Genomic DNA, 14,140 nt, shown 5'->3' with positions numbered 1-14,140 from the left:
TCATGGCCATTCGCAAGTACAGGCCCACCACGCCGGGCCGTCGCGGCTCCAGCGTGTCCGACTTCAGTGAACTGACACGCTCGAGGCCGGAGAAGTCGCTGGTCGTCCCGAAGCCGAAGACAGGCGGTCGCAACAACTCCGGCCGCATCACCACCCGCCACATCGGAGGCGGGCACAAGCAGGCCTACCGCCTGGTGGACTTCAAGCGCTACGACAAGGACGGCGTGCCGGCCCGGGTCGCCCACCTCGAGTACGATCCGGGCCGCACCGCCCGCATCGCGCTGCTCCACTACGCGGACGGCGAGAAGCGCTACATCATCGCCCCGCTGGGCCTGTCCCAGGGCGCGACGGTGGTCTCCGGCCCCGACGCCGACATCAAGCCCGGCAACAATCTGCCGCTGCGCAACATCCCGGTCGGCACCCAGGTGCACGCCGTGGAGCTGCGCCCCGGCGGCGGCGCCAAGCTCGGCCGCAGCGCCGGCGCCGTGATCCAGCTGGTCGCCCGCGAGGGCAAGTACGCCACCCTGCGCATGCCCTCGGGCGAGATGCGCATGGTCGACGTCCGCTGCCGCGCCACCATCGGCGCGGTCGGCAACGCCGAGTACGCCAACATCAGCTGGGGCAAGGCCGGCCGCAACCGCTGGCGCGGCGTCCGACCGACCGTGCGCGGCGTCGTGATGAACCCGATCGACCACCCCCACGGCGGTGGCGAGGGCCGCACCTCCGGCGGCCGTCACCCGGTGAGCCCGTGGGGCAAGCCCGAGGGCCGCACCCGCAACAGGAACAAGGCCAGCAGCAAGCTGATCGTCCGTCGCCGCAAGTCCGGCAAGAAGCGCTGATTCAGGAGCCAGTAGAGATATGCCTCGCAGCTTGAAGAAGGGCCCGTTCGTAGACGAGCACCTGCAGAAGAAGATCGACCTGCAGAACGAGAGCGGCACGAAGAACGTCATCAAGACCTGGTCGCGCCGCTCGATGGTCACCCCGGACATGCTCGGCCACACCATCGCCGTGCACGACGGTCGCAAGCACGTCCCGGTGTTCATCACCGAGTCGATGATCGGTCACAAGCTCGGTGAGTTCGCGCCCACGCGCACTTTCCGCGGCCATGTGAAGGACGACAAGAAGGCCCGCCGGCGCTGAGGCGCGGACCAGAAGGAATGAATTCGATGAGCAACACCAACGAACGGCCCAGCCGTCGTCTTGCCCTGCTCGGGGATCGTCCTGGCTCGTACGCCATTGCGCGTCACGTCCGGATGAGCCCCCGCAAGGTGCGCCGTGTCGTCGACACGGTGCGCGGGATGGACGCCGCCCAGGCCATCGCCACCCTCCGCTTCGCCCCGCAGGCCGCCGCCGAGCCGGTCCGCAAGGTGATCCAGAGCGCGGTCGCCAACGCCGAGTCGGCCGAGGGCCTGCGCGTCGACGACCTCTACGTCAGCCAGATCTTCGTGGACGAGGGCGTCACGATGCGCCGCATCCGCCCCCGCGCCAAGGGCTCGGCCAGCCGGATCCTCAAGCGCGCCAGCCACATCACCGCGGTCGTCGAGCCCCGCTCGGCTGCCAGGAAGGGAGCCTGAGCATGGGACAGAAGATCAACCCGAACGGCTTCCGCCTGGGCGTGACCACCGACCACACGTCGCGCTGGTACGCCGAGAAGCAGTACGCCGAGCTCGTGGGCGAGGACGACGCGGTGCGCTCCTGGCTCACCAAGAACCTCGAGCGCGCCGGGGTCTCCTCGGTGGAGATCGAGCGCCGCTCCGAGCGCCTCACGATCTTCCTCTACGCCGCGCGTCCGGGCATCGTCATCGGCCGCAACGGCGCCGAGGCGGAGCGCGTGCGCAGCGAGCTCGAGAAGCTCACGGGCAAGCAGATCCAGCTGAACATCCTCGAGGTCAAGAGCCCCGAGATCGACGCCCAGCTCGTGGCCCAGGGCATCGCCGAGCAGCTCGGCGCCCGCGTCGCCTTCCGCCGCGCGATGCGCAAGGCCCAGCAGACCGCCGTCCGGATGGGCGCCCAGGGCATCCGCATCAAGTGCTCCGGCCGTCTCGGCGGCGCCGAGATGAGCCGCTCCGAGGGCTACCGCGAGGGCCGCGTGCCGCTGCACACCCTGCGCGCCGACATCGACTACGGCTTCTACGAGGCCCGCACCACCTACGGGCGCATCGGCGTCAAGGTGTGGATCTACAAGGGCGACGTCACCGGCACCCGCGCCGAGCGCGCGGCCCAGAAGGCCGCCCGTCAGGCGGCCCCGGGCCGTCAGCGCAGCAACCGTCGTCCGGGCCGCGGCGAGCGCTCCGGTCGTCGTCGCGCCGACGCCGCCCGCGAGCAGGCCCCGCGCAGCGCCGCTCCCAACGCCCCGGCAGAGGCGCCCGAAATCCAGAACGCAGGAGCCTGAGACCCATGTTGATTCCCAAGCGCGTCAAGTACCGCAAGCAGCACCACCCGAAGCGCCGAGGCATGGCCAAGGGCGGGACGCAGCTGGCCTTCGGCGAGTTCGGCATCCAGGCCCTCGAGCCGGGCTACCTGACGAACCGCCAGATCGAGGCCGCCCGTATCGCCATGACCCGCTACATCAAGCGCGGCGGGAAGGTCTGGATCGACGTCTATCCCGACCGTCCGCTGACCAAGCACCCCGCCGAATCCCGCATGGGCTCCGGCAAGGGCACGCCCGAGTTCTGGGTCGTCAACGTCAAGCCGGGCCGCGTGCTCTTCGAGCTGGCCGGCGTGTCCGAGGAGGTCGCCTCCGAGGCGCTGCGCCTGGCCATCCACAAGCTGCCCTTCAAGGCACGCATCATCAAGCGCGAAGCAGGTGAGAACTGACATGGCGAAGAACCAGAGGGCCACCGCAGCCGAGCTGCGCGAGCTGTCCCGCGCCGATCTCAACGCCAGGGTCGTGGAGCTGAAGGAGGAGCTGTTCGCGCTGCGCTTCCAGGCCGCCACGGGCCAGCTCGAGAACACCGCGCGGCTGCGCGAGGTTCGCAAGGACATCGCCCGCATCTACACGGTGCTGCAGGAGCGCAACCTCGGCATCGTCGACGATCCGGACCGTGAAGGAGAGGTCGAGGCATGAGCGAGTCGGCACAGAGCGCCACCAGGCGCAACACGCGCAAGGTCCGCGAGGGTCTGGTCGTGTCCGACAAGATGGACAAGACGATCGTCGTCGCCGTCGAGGACCGGGTGAAGCACCCGCTGTACGGCAAGGTCATGACCAAGACCGTCCGCTTCAAGGCCCACGACGAGAACAACGAGGCCGGCATGGGCGACCGCGTGCGCATCATGGAGACGCGCCCGCTGTCCGCCGCCAAGCGCTGGCGCCTGGTCGCCATCGTCGAGAAGGCCAAGTAACCGAGACCCGGCGGCGCCGTCCGCGTCGGCGGCGCCGCTGCTCCCTCTGGCAGAATCCAGAGGTCAACTACGAGTCCGGCGAGGCCTCGGGCAGCCCCGGGGAACCGGTCGGACGGAGGAGAAGAAATGATCCAGCAGGAGACGCGACTGAGGGTCGCTGACAACACGGGTGCCAAGGAGCTCTTGTGCATCCGTGTTCTCGGCGGCTCGAAGCGTCGCTACGCCGGGCTCGGCGACACCATCGTGTGCACCGTCAAGGACGCCATCCCCGGTGGCAACGTGAAGAAGGGCGAGGTCGTCAAGGCCGTCGTCGTGCGCACCGTCAAGCCGCACCGCCGGGCCGATGGCTCCTACATCAAGTTCGACGAGAACGCGGCCGTCGTCCTGGGCGGCAGCACGAGCGAACCCCGCGGCACCCGTATCTTCGGGCCGGTGGCCCGCGAACTGCGTGACAGGCGCTTCATGCGTATCGTCTCGCTGGCTCCCGAGGTGATCTGAGGATGGCGAAGATGAAGCTGAAGAAGGGCGACCGCGTCAAGGTCATCGCCGGCAAGGACAAGGGCGTGGTCGGCGAGATCATCGCCGTCTTCCCCGAGGACGACCGCGTGACGGTCCAGGGCGTCAACGTCGTCAAGCGCCACCAGCGCGACACCGGCGACCCCAACACCGGTCGGCAGGTCAAGGGCGGGATCATCTCGCGGGAGGCCCCGATCCACGTCTCCAACGTCCAGTTGCTCGTCAAGGACGGCGGCGAGGACGTCGTGACCCGGATCGGCTCCAAGCGGGTGACCGTGACCAAGCGCCGTCCCGACGGCTCCGAGTACGAGGGCACCCGCGGTGTCCGCATCGCCCGCAGGACGGGGGAGGAGATCTGATGGCCCGCAACACCGACAACACCCTCAAGGTCGCGGACGCGGCCCGGGCCGCCGCGCCGCAGACCCCGCGTCTCAAGGCCCGCTACCTCGACGAGATCCGCGGGCGGCTCCAGGAGCAGTTCTCGTACACCAACCCGATGCTCGTCCCCGGTCTCACGAAGATCGTCGTGAACATGGGCGTCGGCGAGGCCGCGCACGACTCGAAGGTGCTCGACGGGGCGATCAAGGACCTCACGGCCATCACCGGCCAGAAGCCCATGGTCGTCAGGGCCCGCAAGTCGATCGCCCAGTTCCACCTGCGCGAGGGCCAGGCGATCGGCGCCTACGTCACCCTGCGCGGCGACCGCATGTGGGAGTTCGCCGACCGGCTGCTCACCCTGGCCCTGCCCCGCATCCGCGACTTCCGCGGGCTCAACGGCAACCAGTTCGACGGCAACGGCAACTACACCTTCGGCCTGACCGAGCAGGTCATGTTCCACGAGATCGACCAGGACAAGATCGACCGGGTCCGCGGCATGGACATCACCTTCGTCACGACCGCCCGGACCGACGAGGAGGGCAGGGCCCTGCTCAAGGCCCTCGGCTTCCCGTTCAAGGCGGTCGACGATCCCAAGACCAAGAAGAAGAGCGGCCCGCAGCGCGGTCGCAGGAAGAAGTGACAGCCATGGCCAAGACCGCTCTCAAGGTGAAGCAGGCGCGCAAGCCCAAGTTCGCCGTGCGCGCCTACACCAGGTGCCAGCGCTGCGGCCGCCCGAAGGCCGTCTACCGCAAGTTCGGCCTGTGCCGCATCTGCCTGCGCGAGCTCGCCCACGCGGGCGACCTGCCGGGCGTGACCAAGTCGTCCTGGTGAGCGCGCGCGTCCACCCGATGACCCCACGGCGGCGCGAGCCGCTCTCCGCCCGGCCCGGCGAACCGGCCGGGGCGGACGGACCAGAACTCGAACACGACAGGTCCGGGCGTCGCCCGGAAACCGTGGTGAGAAAGAGGCTGACAAGCCATGACCATGACTGACCCGATCGCAGACATGCTCACGCGTCTGCGCAACGCCAATCAGGCGTATCACGACGAGACGAGCATGCCCAGCTCCAAGATCAAGGTGGGCATCGCGACGATCCTGAAGCAGGAGGGCTACATCGCCGACTTCTCGGTGGTCGAGCCCCAGGCCGGCGAGGTGGGCAGGACGCTCACCCTCAGGCTCAAGTACGGCGACGACCGCAAGCGCTCCATCGCCGGCCTGCGCCGCATCAGCAAGCCGGGTCTGCGCGTCTACGCGAAGTCCAACCAGCTGCCCAAGGTACTGGGCGGCATGGGCATCGCGATCATCTCGACCTCCCAGGGCCTGATGACCGACAGGCAGGCCCACCGCAGGTCCGTGGGCGGCGAAGTGCTCGCCTACGTCTGGTGAGCGGACGAGACAGGCAAGGAGATAGAGAAATGTCACGAATTGGCAGGCTCCCCATCGCAGTCCCGTCCGGCGTCGAGGTGACCCTCGAGGGCCAGGACGTGACCGTGAAGGGCCCGAAGGGCGAGCTCTCGCGGACCATCCCGGAGCCCATCACCATCTCCCGGAACGACGAGGGCCAGCTGGTCGTCGAGCGTCCCGACGACGAGCGCACGAGCAAGTCGCTGCACGGGCTGAGCCGCACCCTGGTGAACAACATGGTGGTCGGCGTCACCGAGGGCTACGAGAAGCACCTCGAGGTCGTCGGCGTCGGCTACCGCGTCGTCGCCAAGGGCCCCGCGCAGCTCGAGTTCGCGCTCGGCTTCTCGCACCCGGTGATCGTCGACGCCCCCGAGGGCATCACCTTCGAGGTCATCACGCAGACGAGCTTCAAGGTGCACGGCATCGACAAGCAGGTCGTCGGCGAGGTTGCGGCGAACATCCGCAAGATCCGCAAGCCCGAGCCCTACAAGGGCAAGGGTGTCCGGTACGCCGGCGAGCACATCCGCCGCAAGGTCGGGAAGGCTGGTAAGTGATCATGGCGGTCAACATCAATCATCAGAAGCACCTCGCCGCCCGCAGGTCCGCCCGGCTGCGTCGTCAGAAGCGCGGCCGCAAGAAGATCTTCGGCTACCCGGAGCGCCCGCGCCTGGTCGTCACCCGCAGCGCCCGCCACATGGTGGCGCAGGTCATCGACGACGTCGCCGGCGTCACGCTCGTCTCGGCCTCCACCATGGAGAAGGACGTGCGCGCCCTCGACGGCGACAAGAAGGCCAAGGCCGCGAGGGTCGGCGAGCTCGTCGGCCGGCGCGCCAAGGACGCCGGGATCGAGCAGGTCGTCTTCGATCGCGCCGGCAACCAGTACCACGGTCGCGTCGCCGCGGTCGCCGACGGCGCCCGCAAGGCCGGTCTGAGTCTCTGACGGAAGGATTAGGAAAAGCGATGAACACATCCCAGCGCGGCGCCAACAGCCGCCAGAGCGGTGACCGTCGCGGCCGTGACGACCGTCGGAGCCGCGACAAGCAGAACGAGCGCAAGGACGAGTACTTGGAGCGCGTCGTCGCCATCAACCGCGTGTCCAAGGTCGTCCAGGGCGGCCGCCGCTTCAGCTTCACCGCGCTCGTCGTGGTGGGCGACGGCGAGGGCACCGTGGGCGTCGGCTACGGCAAGGCCAAGGAGGTGCCCGCGGCGATCGCCAAGGGCGTCGAGGAGGCCAAGAAGCACTTCTTCAGGGTGCCGCTGATCCAGCGCACCATCCCGCACCCCGTGCAGGGCGAGAAGGCGGCCGGCGTCGTCATGCTGCGTCCGGCATCCCCGGGCACCGGCGTCATCGCCGGTGGTTCGGCCCGCGCGGTCCTCGAATGCGCCGGCGTGCACGACGTGCTGGCCAAGTCTCTCGGCTCGCCGAACGCCATCAACGTGGTCCACGCCACTGTCGAGGCCCTCCAGATGCTCGAGGAGCCCGAGCAGATCGCTAAGCGCCGCGGCAAGTCGGTCGAGGACATCGCCCCGGCCGCCCTGCTGCGCGCCCGTCAGGAAGCGGAGGTGTCGGCCTGATGGCAGACCTGAGGATCACGCAGATCAAGTCGACCGTGGCCCAGAAGCCCGCCATCAGGGCGAGCGTGCGGGCCCTCGGTCTGAAGCGAATTGGTGACACCGTCACGCAGCCCGATCGGCCGGAGATCCGCGGTATGATCCGCGCTGCGCGCCACCTGGTCACCGTGGAAGAGGTGAAGTGAGCATGGCGATCAAGGTCCACCACCTGCGCCCCGCACCCGGTGCGAACCGCCCCAGGAAGCGTGTCGGCCGGGGCGAGGCCGGCAAGGGCGGCAAGACGGCCGGCCGTGGTACCAAGGGCACGGGCGCGCGCAAGAACGTGCCCGAGAGCTTCGAGGGCGGTCAGATGCCGATGCACATGCGCATGCCGAAGCTGCGCGGCTTCCAGAATCCGTTCCGGGTGGAGTACCAGCCCGTGAACGTGGCCCGGATCGCCGAGCACTTCCCGGACGGCGGTGCCGTCGGCGTCGAGGACCTCGTCGCCGCGGGACTCGTCCGCGGCGGCAGGCCGGTCAAGGTGCTGGGGGACGGCGAACTGAGCGTCAGGCTCGACATCACCGCCGACCGGTTCAGCGCCTCCGCCAAGGAGAAGATCGAGAGGGCCGGAGGCAGCGTCACCGAGCGTTGAGAACGGTCCCGTCGCGAGGGGCGGCCCCGGAGGGGGCCGCCCCTCGCGCGTGCGCGGGGTACGGCAGGGGGCGGACAGTACACCACGTAATGGTACGGCCGCCCCTCGCTCGTGCGGGATCCGCCGTCAGAAATGACGGCACGGCGCCCCTCGCGCGTGTGCGGAATGGGGTCCATTCCGGGCCGGCGCGCGGGGGGCCGGGACGTCGCCGTGCACCCGTCCGGCCCACCGGCGACCCCTCGTGCGCGCCACCCGTGGGCGGTCACGATGCCCGTGGCGGGCCCGTTGGTGGCATGCTTGTCGGCACCATGGGTGATGTCTTCGCTGAACGCTACGAACTGGTCGATGCCCTCGCCGGGCCGCCGGCACCGCTGAACCGGGTCTGGGACGCCCGCGACCGCGTCTACCGGGTCGGTCGGCTCATCGAGGACGCCTCCGAGGACCTGGCCGAGCTGCTCGGCCGGATCCCCCGCGCCGGTGCCCATCTGGCGGTTCCCGTCGGCTGCTGCACCGACCACGGCACGGCGCTCGTCGTCGGCCCCCTCGTCCCCGGCCAACTGCTCGCCGACCGGATGGCGGACCACGAGCCGATCGACGTCGACAACGCCCTGGAGATCACGGACCAGGTGCTGGCGGCCCTCGGCGTGCTGCACGGCGTCGGGCTCGTCCACCGCGCCCTCGGCGACCGCGTCGTCGTGCTGCGCGCGGGCCGGCGCCCCCATGTGCTCCTCGGCGGTCTCGGCGGGGTGGCGGAGGCTGCGGCCCCCGGGAGCGCCCGCGGGGTCGGCCCGGTGGTCGGCGTCCCCGGGTACATGTCGCTCGAGGCCTTCTCCGGCGCCGCCCCGGAGCCGGTGCAGGACCTCTACTCGGTGGGAGCCCTGCTGGTCCAGATGCTCACGGGGCGTCGCCCCTCGGCCGGGGCCGTGGCCCGTGGAGGGGCCGAGGTGCCGGCCCGTCACCGCGGCACGCCGGTCGGCGATTTCCTCTCGCACCTGCTGGCCACGGCCGCGTCCCGGACCCCCAGCGCGTCGGCTGCCCGCGCCGAGCTCGCCGCCGTGCGGGCCGCCCTCAACGCCCAGGAGGGCCCCGCGGTGCGCTTCGCCGCGCCCTTCGTCGTCGAGGACCTCACCCCGGACCTGCCGCCCGACTGGGGCGTCGGCGGGCCTCTGCCGGCACGCGTGAGCGAGCACATGGTCCGCGTCATCCGGGACCCGGAGCCCGCGGGGGACGTCCCGGCGGTCCCCTCGTCCGGCGAGCCGGCGGTCGTCGGCGGCCGGAGGGGCCGGCGGGCGCTGCTCGTCGTGCTGGCGTGCGCGCTCGTCGCCGCGGTGGTGGTGGGGGCTCGCCTGCTGCTCTGACCGGGGCCGGCCCGGGGCGGGACTGCGCGACCCGCGGCCGCCTGGCCGCGGGATCCGGGACGGGGCTCAGATGACGTAGATCGTCACGGTGGAGCCCTTGGCCAGCCTCGTGCCGCGCACCGGGTCGGTCCGCTGCACCCGGTCGAGGTGGGTCGAGGCGCTCTCGTCCACGTACTTCTGCTCGACGGTGAAGCCGGCCGCCTCGAGGGTCGAGCGTGCGTCGGCGGTCGTGCGGGCGCGCACGTCCGGAACCGCGACCTGCTCGGCGCCGCTCGAGACGACCAGGTGGATCTCGCTGCCGGCCTGCAGCTGCCCGGAGGCCGGGTCCTGCGAGATGACCTTGCCCGCCTCGACGTCCGCCGAGGGCTTCTCCTCGGTCGTCACGGTGAAGCCGGCCGCCTCCAGCGTGCTCCGGGCGTCCGCGGCGGACCGTCCCGTGCAGTCGGTCACCGCGACGGGCGCAGGACCCATCGAGACGACCAGGTCGACGGCCGTGTCGTGGACGACCTGGGAGCCCGCCTCGGCGCCGGCCGAGACGACCCTGCCGCTGTCGACGGTGTCGGAGTACTCCCCGGTCACCGAACCGACGGCCAGGTGGGCGCCGACGAGCGCACTCGAGGCGGCGTCCTGGGACAGGCCCACGACGTTCGGCATCGCGTAGGTCTGCGGCCCCGCCGAGACGACGGTGTCGATCTGCGCTCTGCGCTCGACCCTCGTCCCGGCCGTCGGGTCGGTCGAGATGACGACGCCGGCTGCCACGTCGTCGCTGTACTGCTGCTCGACGTTGACCGTGAGATCGGCCTGCTGGGCGGCGCCGATCGCGTCGGCCTGGCTCATGCCCGCCATGGCCGGGGTCTCGGTGAAGCGGCCGGCGGCGAACCACCAGGAGCTCACGCCGATGACGGCGGCGAGGACGAGGACGAGCAGCGTTGCGACGAGGCCGCGTCGGCGCCGGTGCACCGGGTCGTTGACGATCTCGGGGAACAGCGGTGTGCGCTGGCTGCGGGGCAGGGGGCCGTGGGGCTGCGGGTTGCGGGGCAGCTGGTGCGAGCCGGTCTGCGAGAGGTGGTCGCGGTAGTCCACCGGGCTGACCGGCGCGGCGGGGCGCGTCGGGGCCCCGACCGGCCGCCAGCCGCCGGAGGGGGGCCGTGCCGCCTCCCCGGGGCGCTGCCGGCCGCGCACCCGGTTCGGGTGCACCCGGGGGCTCGTCGGGCCCGACCGGGACGGACCGGTGCCGCGGGCGCGCGAGGGCACCGGCCCCGAGACGCTCGAGGCTCCGACGTACTCGCGACGCTCCGCCCTCGAGGCGAGGCGGATCGGCTCGGTGTCGGCGTGCTCGCGGCCGGCGCTCCCGGCGGACCAGTGGCGGCCCTCGCGCCAGCCGGGCGGGTACATGACCATGGCCAGCGATTCGTCGTGCGTCACGCCGGCCGCTGCGGCGGCGCGGGCGCGCCGCACCCGGGAGAGCAGCTCGTGGCCGTCGGCCGGACGGCGGTCGGGATCGCGGCGCGTGCACGCGGCGACGAGGGCGTCCACATAGTCGGGCACCGGGGCGTGGCCGTTGCGGCGCAGCGTCCGGGACGGCGCGGGCACCGACCGGTGGACGTGCGCGTAGGCGACCTGGAGGTTCTCGCCCGTGTAGGGCTTCTCGCCGGTCAGCAGCTCGTAGAGGACGATGCCGGTCGAGTAGATGTCGGAGCGGGCGTCCGCGTGCGTCTGGGCGACGATCTCGGGCGGGAGGTAGCTGACCGTGCCGATGACGTTGCCCTTGGCGACGGTGATCGTCTTGGCGCTGGCGGCGCGCGCCAAGCCGAAGTCGCCCACCTTGATCTGGCCCTTGTCCCCGATGAGGACGTTCTCGGGCTTGACGTCGCGGTGCACCAGACCGGACTCGTGGGCCGCCGCCAGGGCGGCCGCGACGGGCTCGATGAGGCTGAGGGCGCGCTCGGGGTCGAACGGCGCCTCGCGCGTGATGAGATTGCGCAGTGTGCAGCCCTCGACGAACTCCATGACGATGTACGGGCGGCCGTGGTCGATGCCCTGGTCGAAGACGCCGACGACGTGCGAGTCGGTCAGGGCGGCCGCCGCCCGAGCCTCGCGGTCGAACTTGCGGGCGAAGTCGGTGTCCTGGGACTCGTCGAGGTCGTCGTGCATGACCTTCACCGCGACGATGCGGCCGAGCCTCAGATCCTGGGCGCGGTACACCGTGGCCATGCCGCCACGAGCCAGCTTCTGCAGGATCTCGTAGCGGTCGTCCAGCACATGACCCACCAGAGGGTCAACAGTGCCATTTCTGGTCACGGTGTTGCTCCAAACACGGTCGGGGAAGGAAGGCCGTGCAAGCCTGTGAGCCAGTGTAGGGCGTCGAGATGGGCGAGGTCGAACGAAACACCTGCCGACGCTGTTTCGTTGAAAAGCAACTCATCGTCCGGGGGAGGGCCGGCAGGGGGCGGTCCCGGGAATGACCCGTGCTCCGCGGGGGCGCCGGGGTCCGACGCCAGGCCGATGCGAGGGCCCGGCGACGGGCTCAGGACTCGCGGACGAGGCAGACCTCGATGAGGGCGCCCAGCGCGGTGCGCCCCTCGGTGGTGACGTCGAGCCGGGACAGGGCCGCTCGGGCGCGCTCGCCGTCGGCGCCGATGCGCTCCTCGACGCGGGCGAGGGCGCCGCAGTCGACGAGCAGGGCCCGGGCCCGTTCCAGCTCCGGGGCGCTCAGCGGCCGCCCGAGGAAGTCGAGGATCCGCGGCTCGACGGCCAGGGCCTCTGCGACGAGCACGGTGCGCTTGCCCTCGCGCAGGTCGTCGCCTGCCGGTTTGCCCGTGCGGGCCTCGTCGCCGAAGACGCCGAGCAGATCGTCCCGGAGCTGGAAGGCCCGGCCCAGCGGCGAGCCGAGTCGCGCGAGGCCCTCGAGCGTCGCCGGGTCGGCCCCGGCCAGGGCGGCACCGTACTGCAGGGGACGGATGACGGTGTACCGGGCGGTCTTGAACTCGACGACGCGCTCGGCGACCGCGACCGGGTCGTCTCCGCCGGCCAGCCCGGCCTCCGCCGCCATGTCGAGGAACTGCCCCGCGTTGACCTCGGTGCGGACCTCGTCGAGCACGGTGTGCGCCCGGGCCAGCACCGCGGGCGGCAGGCCCGAGCGGCCGACGAGCTCATCGGACCAGGCGGTCAGCAGGTCGCCGAGGAGGATCGCCCCGGCGCGCCCGAAGGCGGCCGGGTCGCCGGCCCCCGACCGGTCGACGTGCCGGGCCTCGAGCTGGCGGTGGGCCGAGGCCTGCCCCCGGCGGGTGTCCGAGGCGTCGATCACGTCGTCGTGCACGAGGGCCGCGACGTGCAGCAGATCGAAGCTCGCGGCGGCGTCGAGGAGCGGGGCCGGATCGTCGGGCTGGCCGGCGACGGCGGCATGGCCCCAGTAGCAGAAGGCCGGACGCAGCCGCTTGCCGCCGGCGGTGAAGGCGAGGGCCAGCTCGCCGAGCGGGGCGAGCGCCGGTGAGATCGCGTCCAGACGCGCGCAGGCGTCGTCGAGGAAGTCGCCCAGGCGCGCACCGATGGCGGCGCGGAAGGCCGGGCCGGCCGGGTCGTCGGGGCTGAACATGGCGGCGGACACGCCCAGCAGCCTAGTGGATGCCCGGTACGCTGTGAACCGTGCAGCACGAGTACCGTCCCACCGCAGTGGCGCCGCAGGACCGCCTGGACTCCCGGCCCGATGAGACCATCGCGCAGTTGCTCGCCCGAGCCGACCGGCCGACCATCAGCGCGGAGTTCTTCCCGCCCCGCGACGACGAGGGCGCAGCGGTGCTGCACCGGTCCATCGAGCAGCTCGAGGCGCTGCACCCCGACTTCGTCTCGGTCACCTACGGCGCCAACGGCTCCAGCCGCGAGCGCACCCTCGACGCCGTGCGCGACATCCTCGCCAGCACGCGGCTGCGCGTCATGGGTCACCTGACCTGCACCGGCCAGAGCGTCGACGAGCTGAAGGCCGTCATCGACGGCTACGGCGAGATGGGCGTGCGCCACGTCCTCGCGATCCGCGGCGACATGCCCGGCGGCCCGCTCGTGCCGTGGGAGCGGCACCCGCAGGGTCTGGCCAACGCCACCGAGCTGGTGGAGCTCGTCAAGAGCCGCGGCGAGTTCTGCGTCGGCGTCGGCGCCTTCCCCGACGTGCACCCGGGTTCGACCGCCGAGCGGGACGTGCAGGTGCTGCGCGACAAGCAGACGGCCGGCGCCGAGTTCGCCATCACCCAGCTGTTCTTCCGCCCCGGCGCCTACCGACGGCTCGTCGATCGGCTGCGCGACGCCGGCTGCGGGCTGCCCGTCATCGCCGGCATGATGCCGGTCATCGCCATCGGCCAGATCGACAGGTTCGCCGAGCTGTCGGGCGCTCCGCTGCCCGACGAGATGGTCGCCCGGCTGCGGGCCGTCGGGGACGACCGCGCCGCGGTGCGTGGTGTCGGCACGGCCCTCTGCGCCGAACTGGCCCGTGAGCTGCTCGCCGGTGGGGCGCCCGGCATCCAGTTCTTCACCCAGAACCGCTCGGTCGCCACCCTCGAGATTCTTGGGCGGTTGGCGGGGGTTTCTTGGTGAGGTCCCTGGGTGGTCCCTGAGGGTTGTTCCTTGGGGGTGGGCTCGTGGAGGGTTATGCAAAACTCCTGATTTGAATCTTCGGTGATTCCCGCTCCCGGGCGTGTCGGAACAGACAATGAGGACCTGCCCTGAGACAATAAAGCAACCAATGGCCGAAGGCCGAAAATCTCAAAACAGGTCCTCACGTGTATCATACAACAGGTTTCTCCGCGGCCGCAATGGCAGCCTTGTGCACGATCCTCATCGAGACCCACCCTCGTCCCCCGCAGAGAACAGGCAGGCCCCGGGCGCTGACCACCGAACAGGAAATCAGACTCACCCTCGTCTATCACCGACGTAACCGCACCCAGGCCGA

21 protein-coding genes are annotated in these 14,140 nt (G+C 71.2%); 19 read left to right on the top strand and 2 right to left on the bottom strand.

The genetic code is table 11. The features are described from left to right. The first annotated feature begins 2 nt into the window (after nucleotides 1-2). From rplB to K336_RS0102200, 18 genes are all read left to right on the top strand, one after another. The gene (gene rplB / locus K336_RS0102285; protein WP_021798540.1) at nucleotides 3-839 is read left to right on the top strand and encodes a 50S ribosomal protein L2; all 837 of its coding nucleotides are present in this window, start codon (nucleotides 3-5) and stop codon (nucleotides 837-839) included. 19 nt (nucleotides 840-858) lie between these two features. Continuing rightward, nucleotides 859-1,140 (top strand): 30S ribosomal protein S19, encoded by a 282-nt coding sequence (gene rpsS / locus K336_RS0102280; RefSeq protein ID WP_021798543.1) that lies wholly within the window; start codon nucleotides 859-861, stop codon nucleotides 1,138-1,140. A 26-nt stretch (nucleotides 1,141-1,166) separates the two neighbouring features. Continuing rightward, a complete protein-coding gene (gene rplV / locus K336_RS0102275; protein ID WP_021798541.1) occupies nucleotides 1,167-1,574 on the top strand; it encodes a 50S ribosomal protein L22 in 408 nt (135 codons plus the stop codon). Between the two features lie 2 nt (nucleotides 1,575-1,576). Continuing rightward, the gene (rpsC, locus tag K336_RS0102270; RefSeq protein WP_028706176.1) at nucleotides 1,577-2,392 is read left to right on the top strand and encodes a 30S ribosomal protein S3; all 816 of its coding nucleotides are present in this window, start codon (nucleotides 1,577-1,579) and stop codon (nucleotides 2,390-2,392) included. A gap of 5 nt (nucleotides 2,393-2,397) precedes the next feature. After that, entirely contained in the window at nucleotides 2,398-2,817 is a 420-nt protein-coding gene (gene rplP / locus K336_RS0102265; protein ID WP_021798530.1) for a 50S ribosomal protein L16, read from the top strand. A gap of 1 nt (nucleotide 2,818) precedes the next feature. Then, entirely contained in the window at nucleotides 2,819-3,067 is a 249-nt protein-coding gene (gene rpmC, locus K336_RS0102260; protein ID WP_021798526.1) for a 50S ribosomal protein L29, read from the top strand. Then, entirely contained in the window at nucleotides 3,064-3,342 is a 279-nt protein-coding gene (gene rpsQ / locus K336_RS0102255) for a 30S ribosomal protein S17 (protein WP_021798536.1), read from the top strand. The genes rpmC and rpsQ overlap by 4 nt, the downstream gene beginning before the upstream one ends. A 126-nt stretch (nucleotides 3,343-3,468) precedes the next feature. Then, nucleotides 3,469-3,840, top strand: coding sequence for a 50S ribosomal protein L14 (rplN, locus tag K336_RS0102250; protein ID WP_021798539.1), 372 nt, complete (start codon nucleotides 3,469-3,471; stop codon nucleotides 3,838-3,840). A gap of 2 nt (nucleotides 3,841-3,842) precedes the next feature. Further along, complete coding sequence (gene rplX / locus K336_RS0102245) at nucleotides 3,843-4,217, top strand: 50S ribosomal protein L24 (protein WP_028706175.1); 375 nt, start codon at nucleotides 3,843-3,845, stop codon at nucleotides 4,215-4,217. Next, nucleotides 4,217-4,876, top strand: coding sequence for a 50S ribosomal protein L5 (gene rplE / locus K336_RS13785; RefSeq protein WP_021798529.1), 660 nt, complete (start codon nucleotides 4,217-4,219; stop codon nucleotides 4,874-4,876). Before rplX ends, rplE begins: the two co-directional genes overlap by 1 nt. Nucleotides 4,877-4,881: 5 nt before the next feature. Then, nucleotides 4,882-5,067, top strand: coding sequence for a type Z 30S ribosomal protein S14 (locus K336_RS0102235; protein ID WP_021798537.1), 186 nt, complete (start codon nucleotides 4,882-4,884; stop codon nucleotides 5,065-5,067). Nucleotides 5,068-5,214: 147 nt separating this feature from the next. Next, nucleotides 5,215-5,622: a 30S ribosomal protein S8 gene (rpsH, locus tag K336_RS0102230; protein ID WP_021798535.1), complete on the top strand. Its 408-nt coding sequence runs from the start codon at nucleotides 5,215-5,217 to the stop codon at nucleotides 5,620-5,622. Between the two features lie 29 nt (nucleotides 5,623-5,651). Then, a complete protein-coding gene (gene rplF, locus K336_RS0102225; protein ID WP_021798532.1) occupies nucleotides 5,652-6,194 on the top strand; it encodes a 50S ribosomal protein L6 in 543 nt (180 codons plus the stop codon). A 2-nt stretch (nucleotides 6,195-6,196) separates the two neighbouring features. Further along, on the top strand, nucleotides 6,197-6,580 hold the full coding sequence (gene rplR, locus K336_RS0102220) for a 50S ribosomal protein L18 (protein WP_028706174.1): 384 nt from the start codon (nucleotides 6,197-6,199) through the stop codon (nucleotides 6,578-6,580). 20 nt (nucleotides 6,581-6,600) lie between these two features. Beyond that, nucleotides 6,601-7,215, top strand: a complete 615-nt coding sequence (gene rpsE, locus K336_RS0102215) for a 30S ribosomal protein S5 (RefSeq protein ID WP_028706173.1) — start codon at nucleotides 6,601-6,603, stop codon at nucleotides 7,213-7,215. Further along, entirely contained in the window at nucleotides 7,215-7,397 is a 183-nt protein-coding gene (gene rpmD, locus K336_RS0102210) for a 50S ribosomal protein L30 (RefSeq protein ID WP_021798542.1), read from the top strand. The genes rpsE and rpmD overlap by 1 nt, the downstream gene beginning before the upstream one ends. A gap of 2 nt (nucleotides 7,398-7,399) precedes the next feature. Continuing rightward, nucleotides 7,400-7,843, top strand: a complete 444-nt coding sequence (rplO, locus tag K336_RS0102205) for a 50S ribosomal protein L15 (protein ID WP_028706172.1) — start codon at nucleotides 7,400-7,402, stop codon at nucleotides 7,841-7,843. Nucleotides 7,844-8,151: 308 nt separating this feature from the next. Next, on the top strand, nucleotides 8,152-9,201 hold the full coding sequence (locus tag K336_RS0102200; protein WP_162142548.1) for a protein kinase domain-containing protein: 1,050 nt from the start codon (nucleotides 8,152-8,154) through the stop codon (nucleotides 9,199-9,201). A 66-nt stretch (nucleotides 9,202-9,267) separates the two neighbouring features. Here the strand turns inward: K336_RS0102200 and K336_RS19885 are convergent, their stop codons facing one another. Together K336_RS19885 and K336_RS0102190 are read right to left on the bottom strand one after the other, a co-directional pair. Then, entirely contained in the window at nucleotides 9,268-11,472 is a 2,205-nt protein-coding gene (locus K336_RS19885) for a Stk1 family PASTA domain-containing Ser/Thr kinase (protein WP_155944959.1), read from the bottom strand. 256 nt (nucleotides 11,473-11,728) lie between these two features. Continuing rightward, complete coding sequence (locus tag K336_RS0102190) at nucleotides 11,729-12,796, bottom strand: polyprenyl synthetase family protein (protein ID WP_028706169.1); 1,068 nt, start codon at nucleotides 12,794-12,796, stop codon at nucleotides 11,729-11,731. Between the two features lie 50 nt (nucleotides 12,797-12,846). Here K336_RS0102190 and K336_RS0102185 point away from each other — a divergent pair, with 50 nt between their 5' ends. Then, on the top strand, nucleotides 12,847-13,785 hold the full coding sequence (locus K336_RS0102185) for a methylenetetrahydrofolate reductase (protein WP_021796167.1): 939 nt from the start codon (nucleotides 12,847-12,849) through the stop codon (nucleotides 13,783-13,785). The last annotated feature ends 355 nt before the right edge of the window (nucleotides 13,786-14,140 follow it).

The organism is Propionibacterium acidifaciens DSM 21887, from assembly GCF_000426605.1.
In the GTDB taxonomy this organism is placed as follows: domain Bacteria; phylum Actinomycetota; class Actinomycetes; order Propionibacteriales; family Propionibacteriaceae; genus Propionibacterium; species Propionibacterium acidifaciens.
The sequence above is the reverse complement of the archived record's forward strand: the minus strand, read 5'-3'. Positions and strand labels throughout refer to the sequence as shown.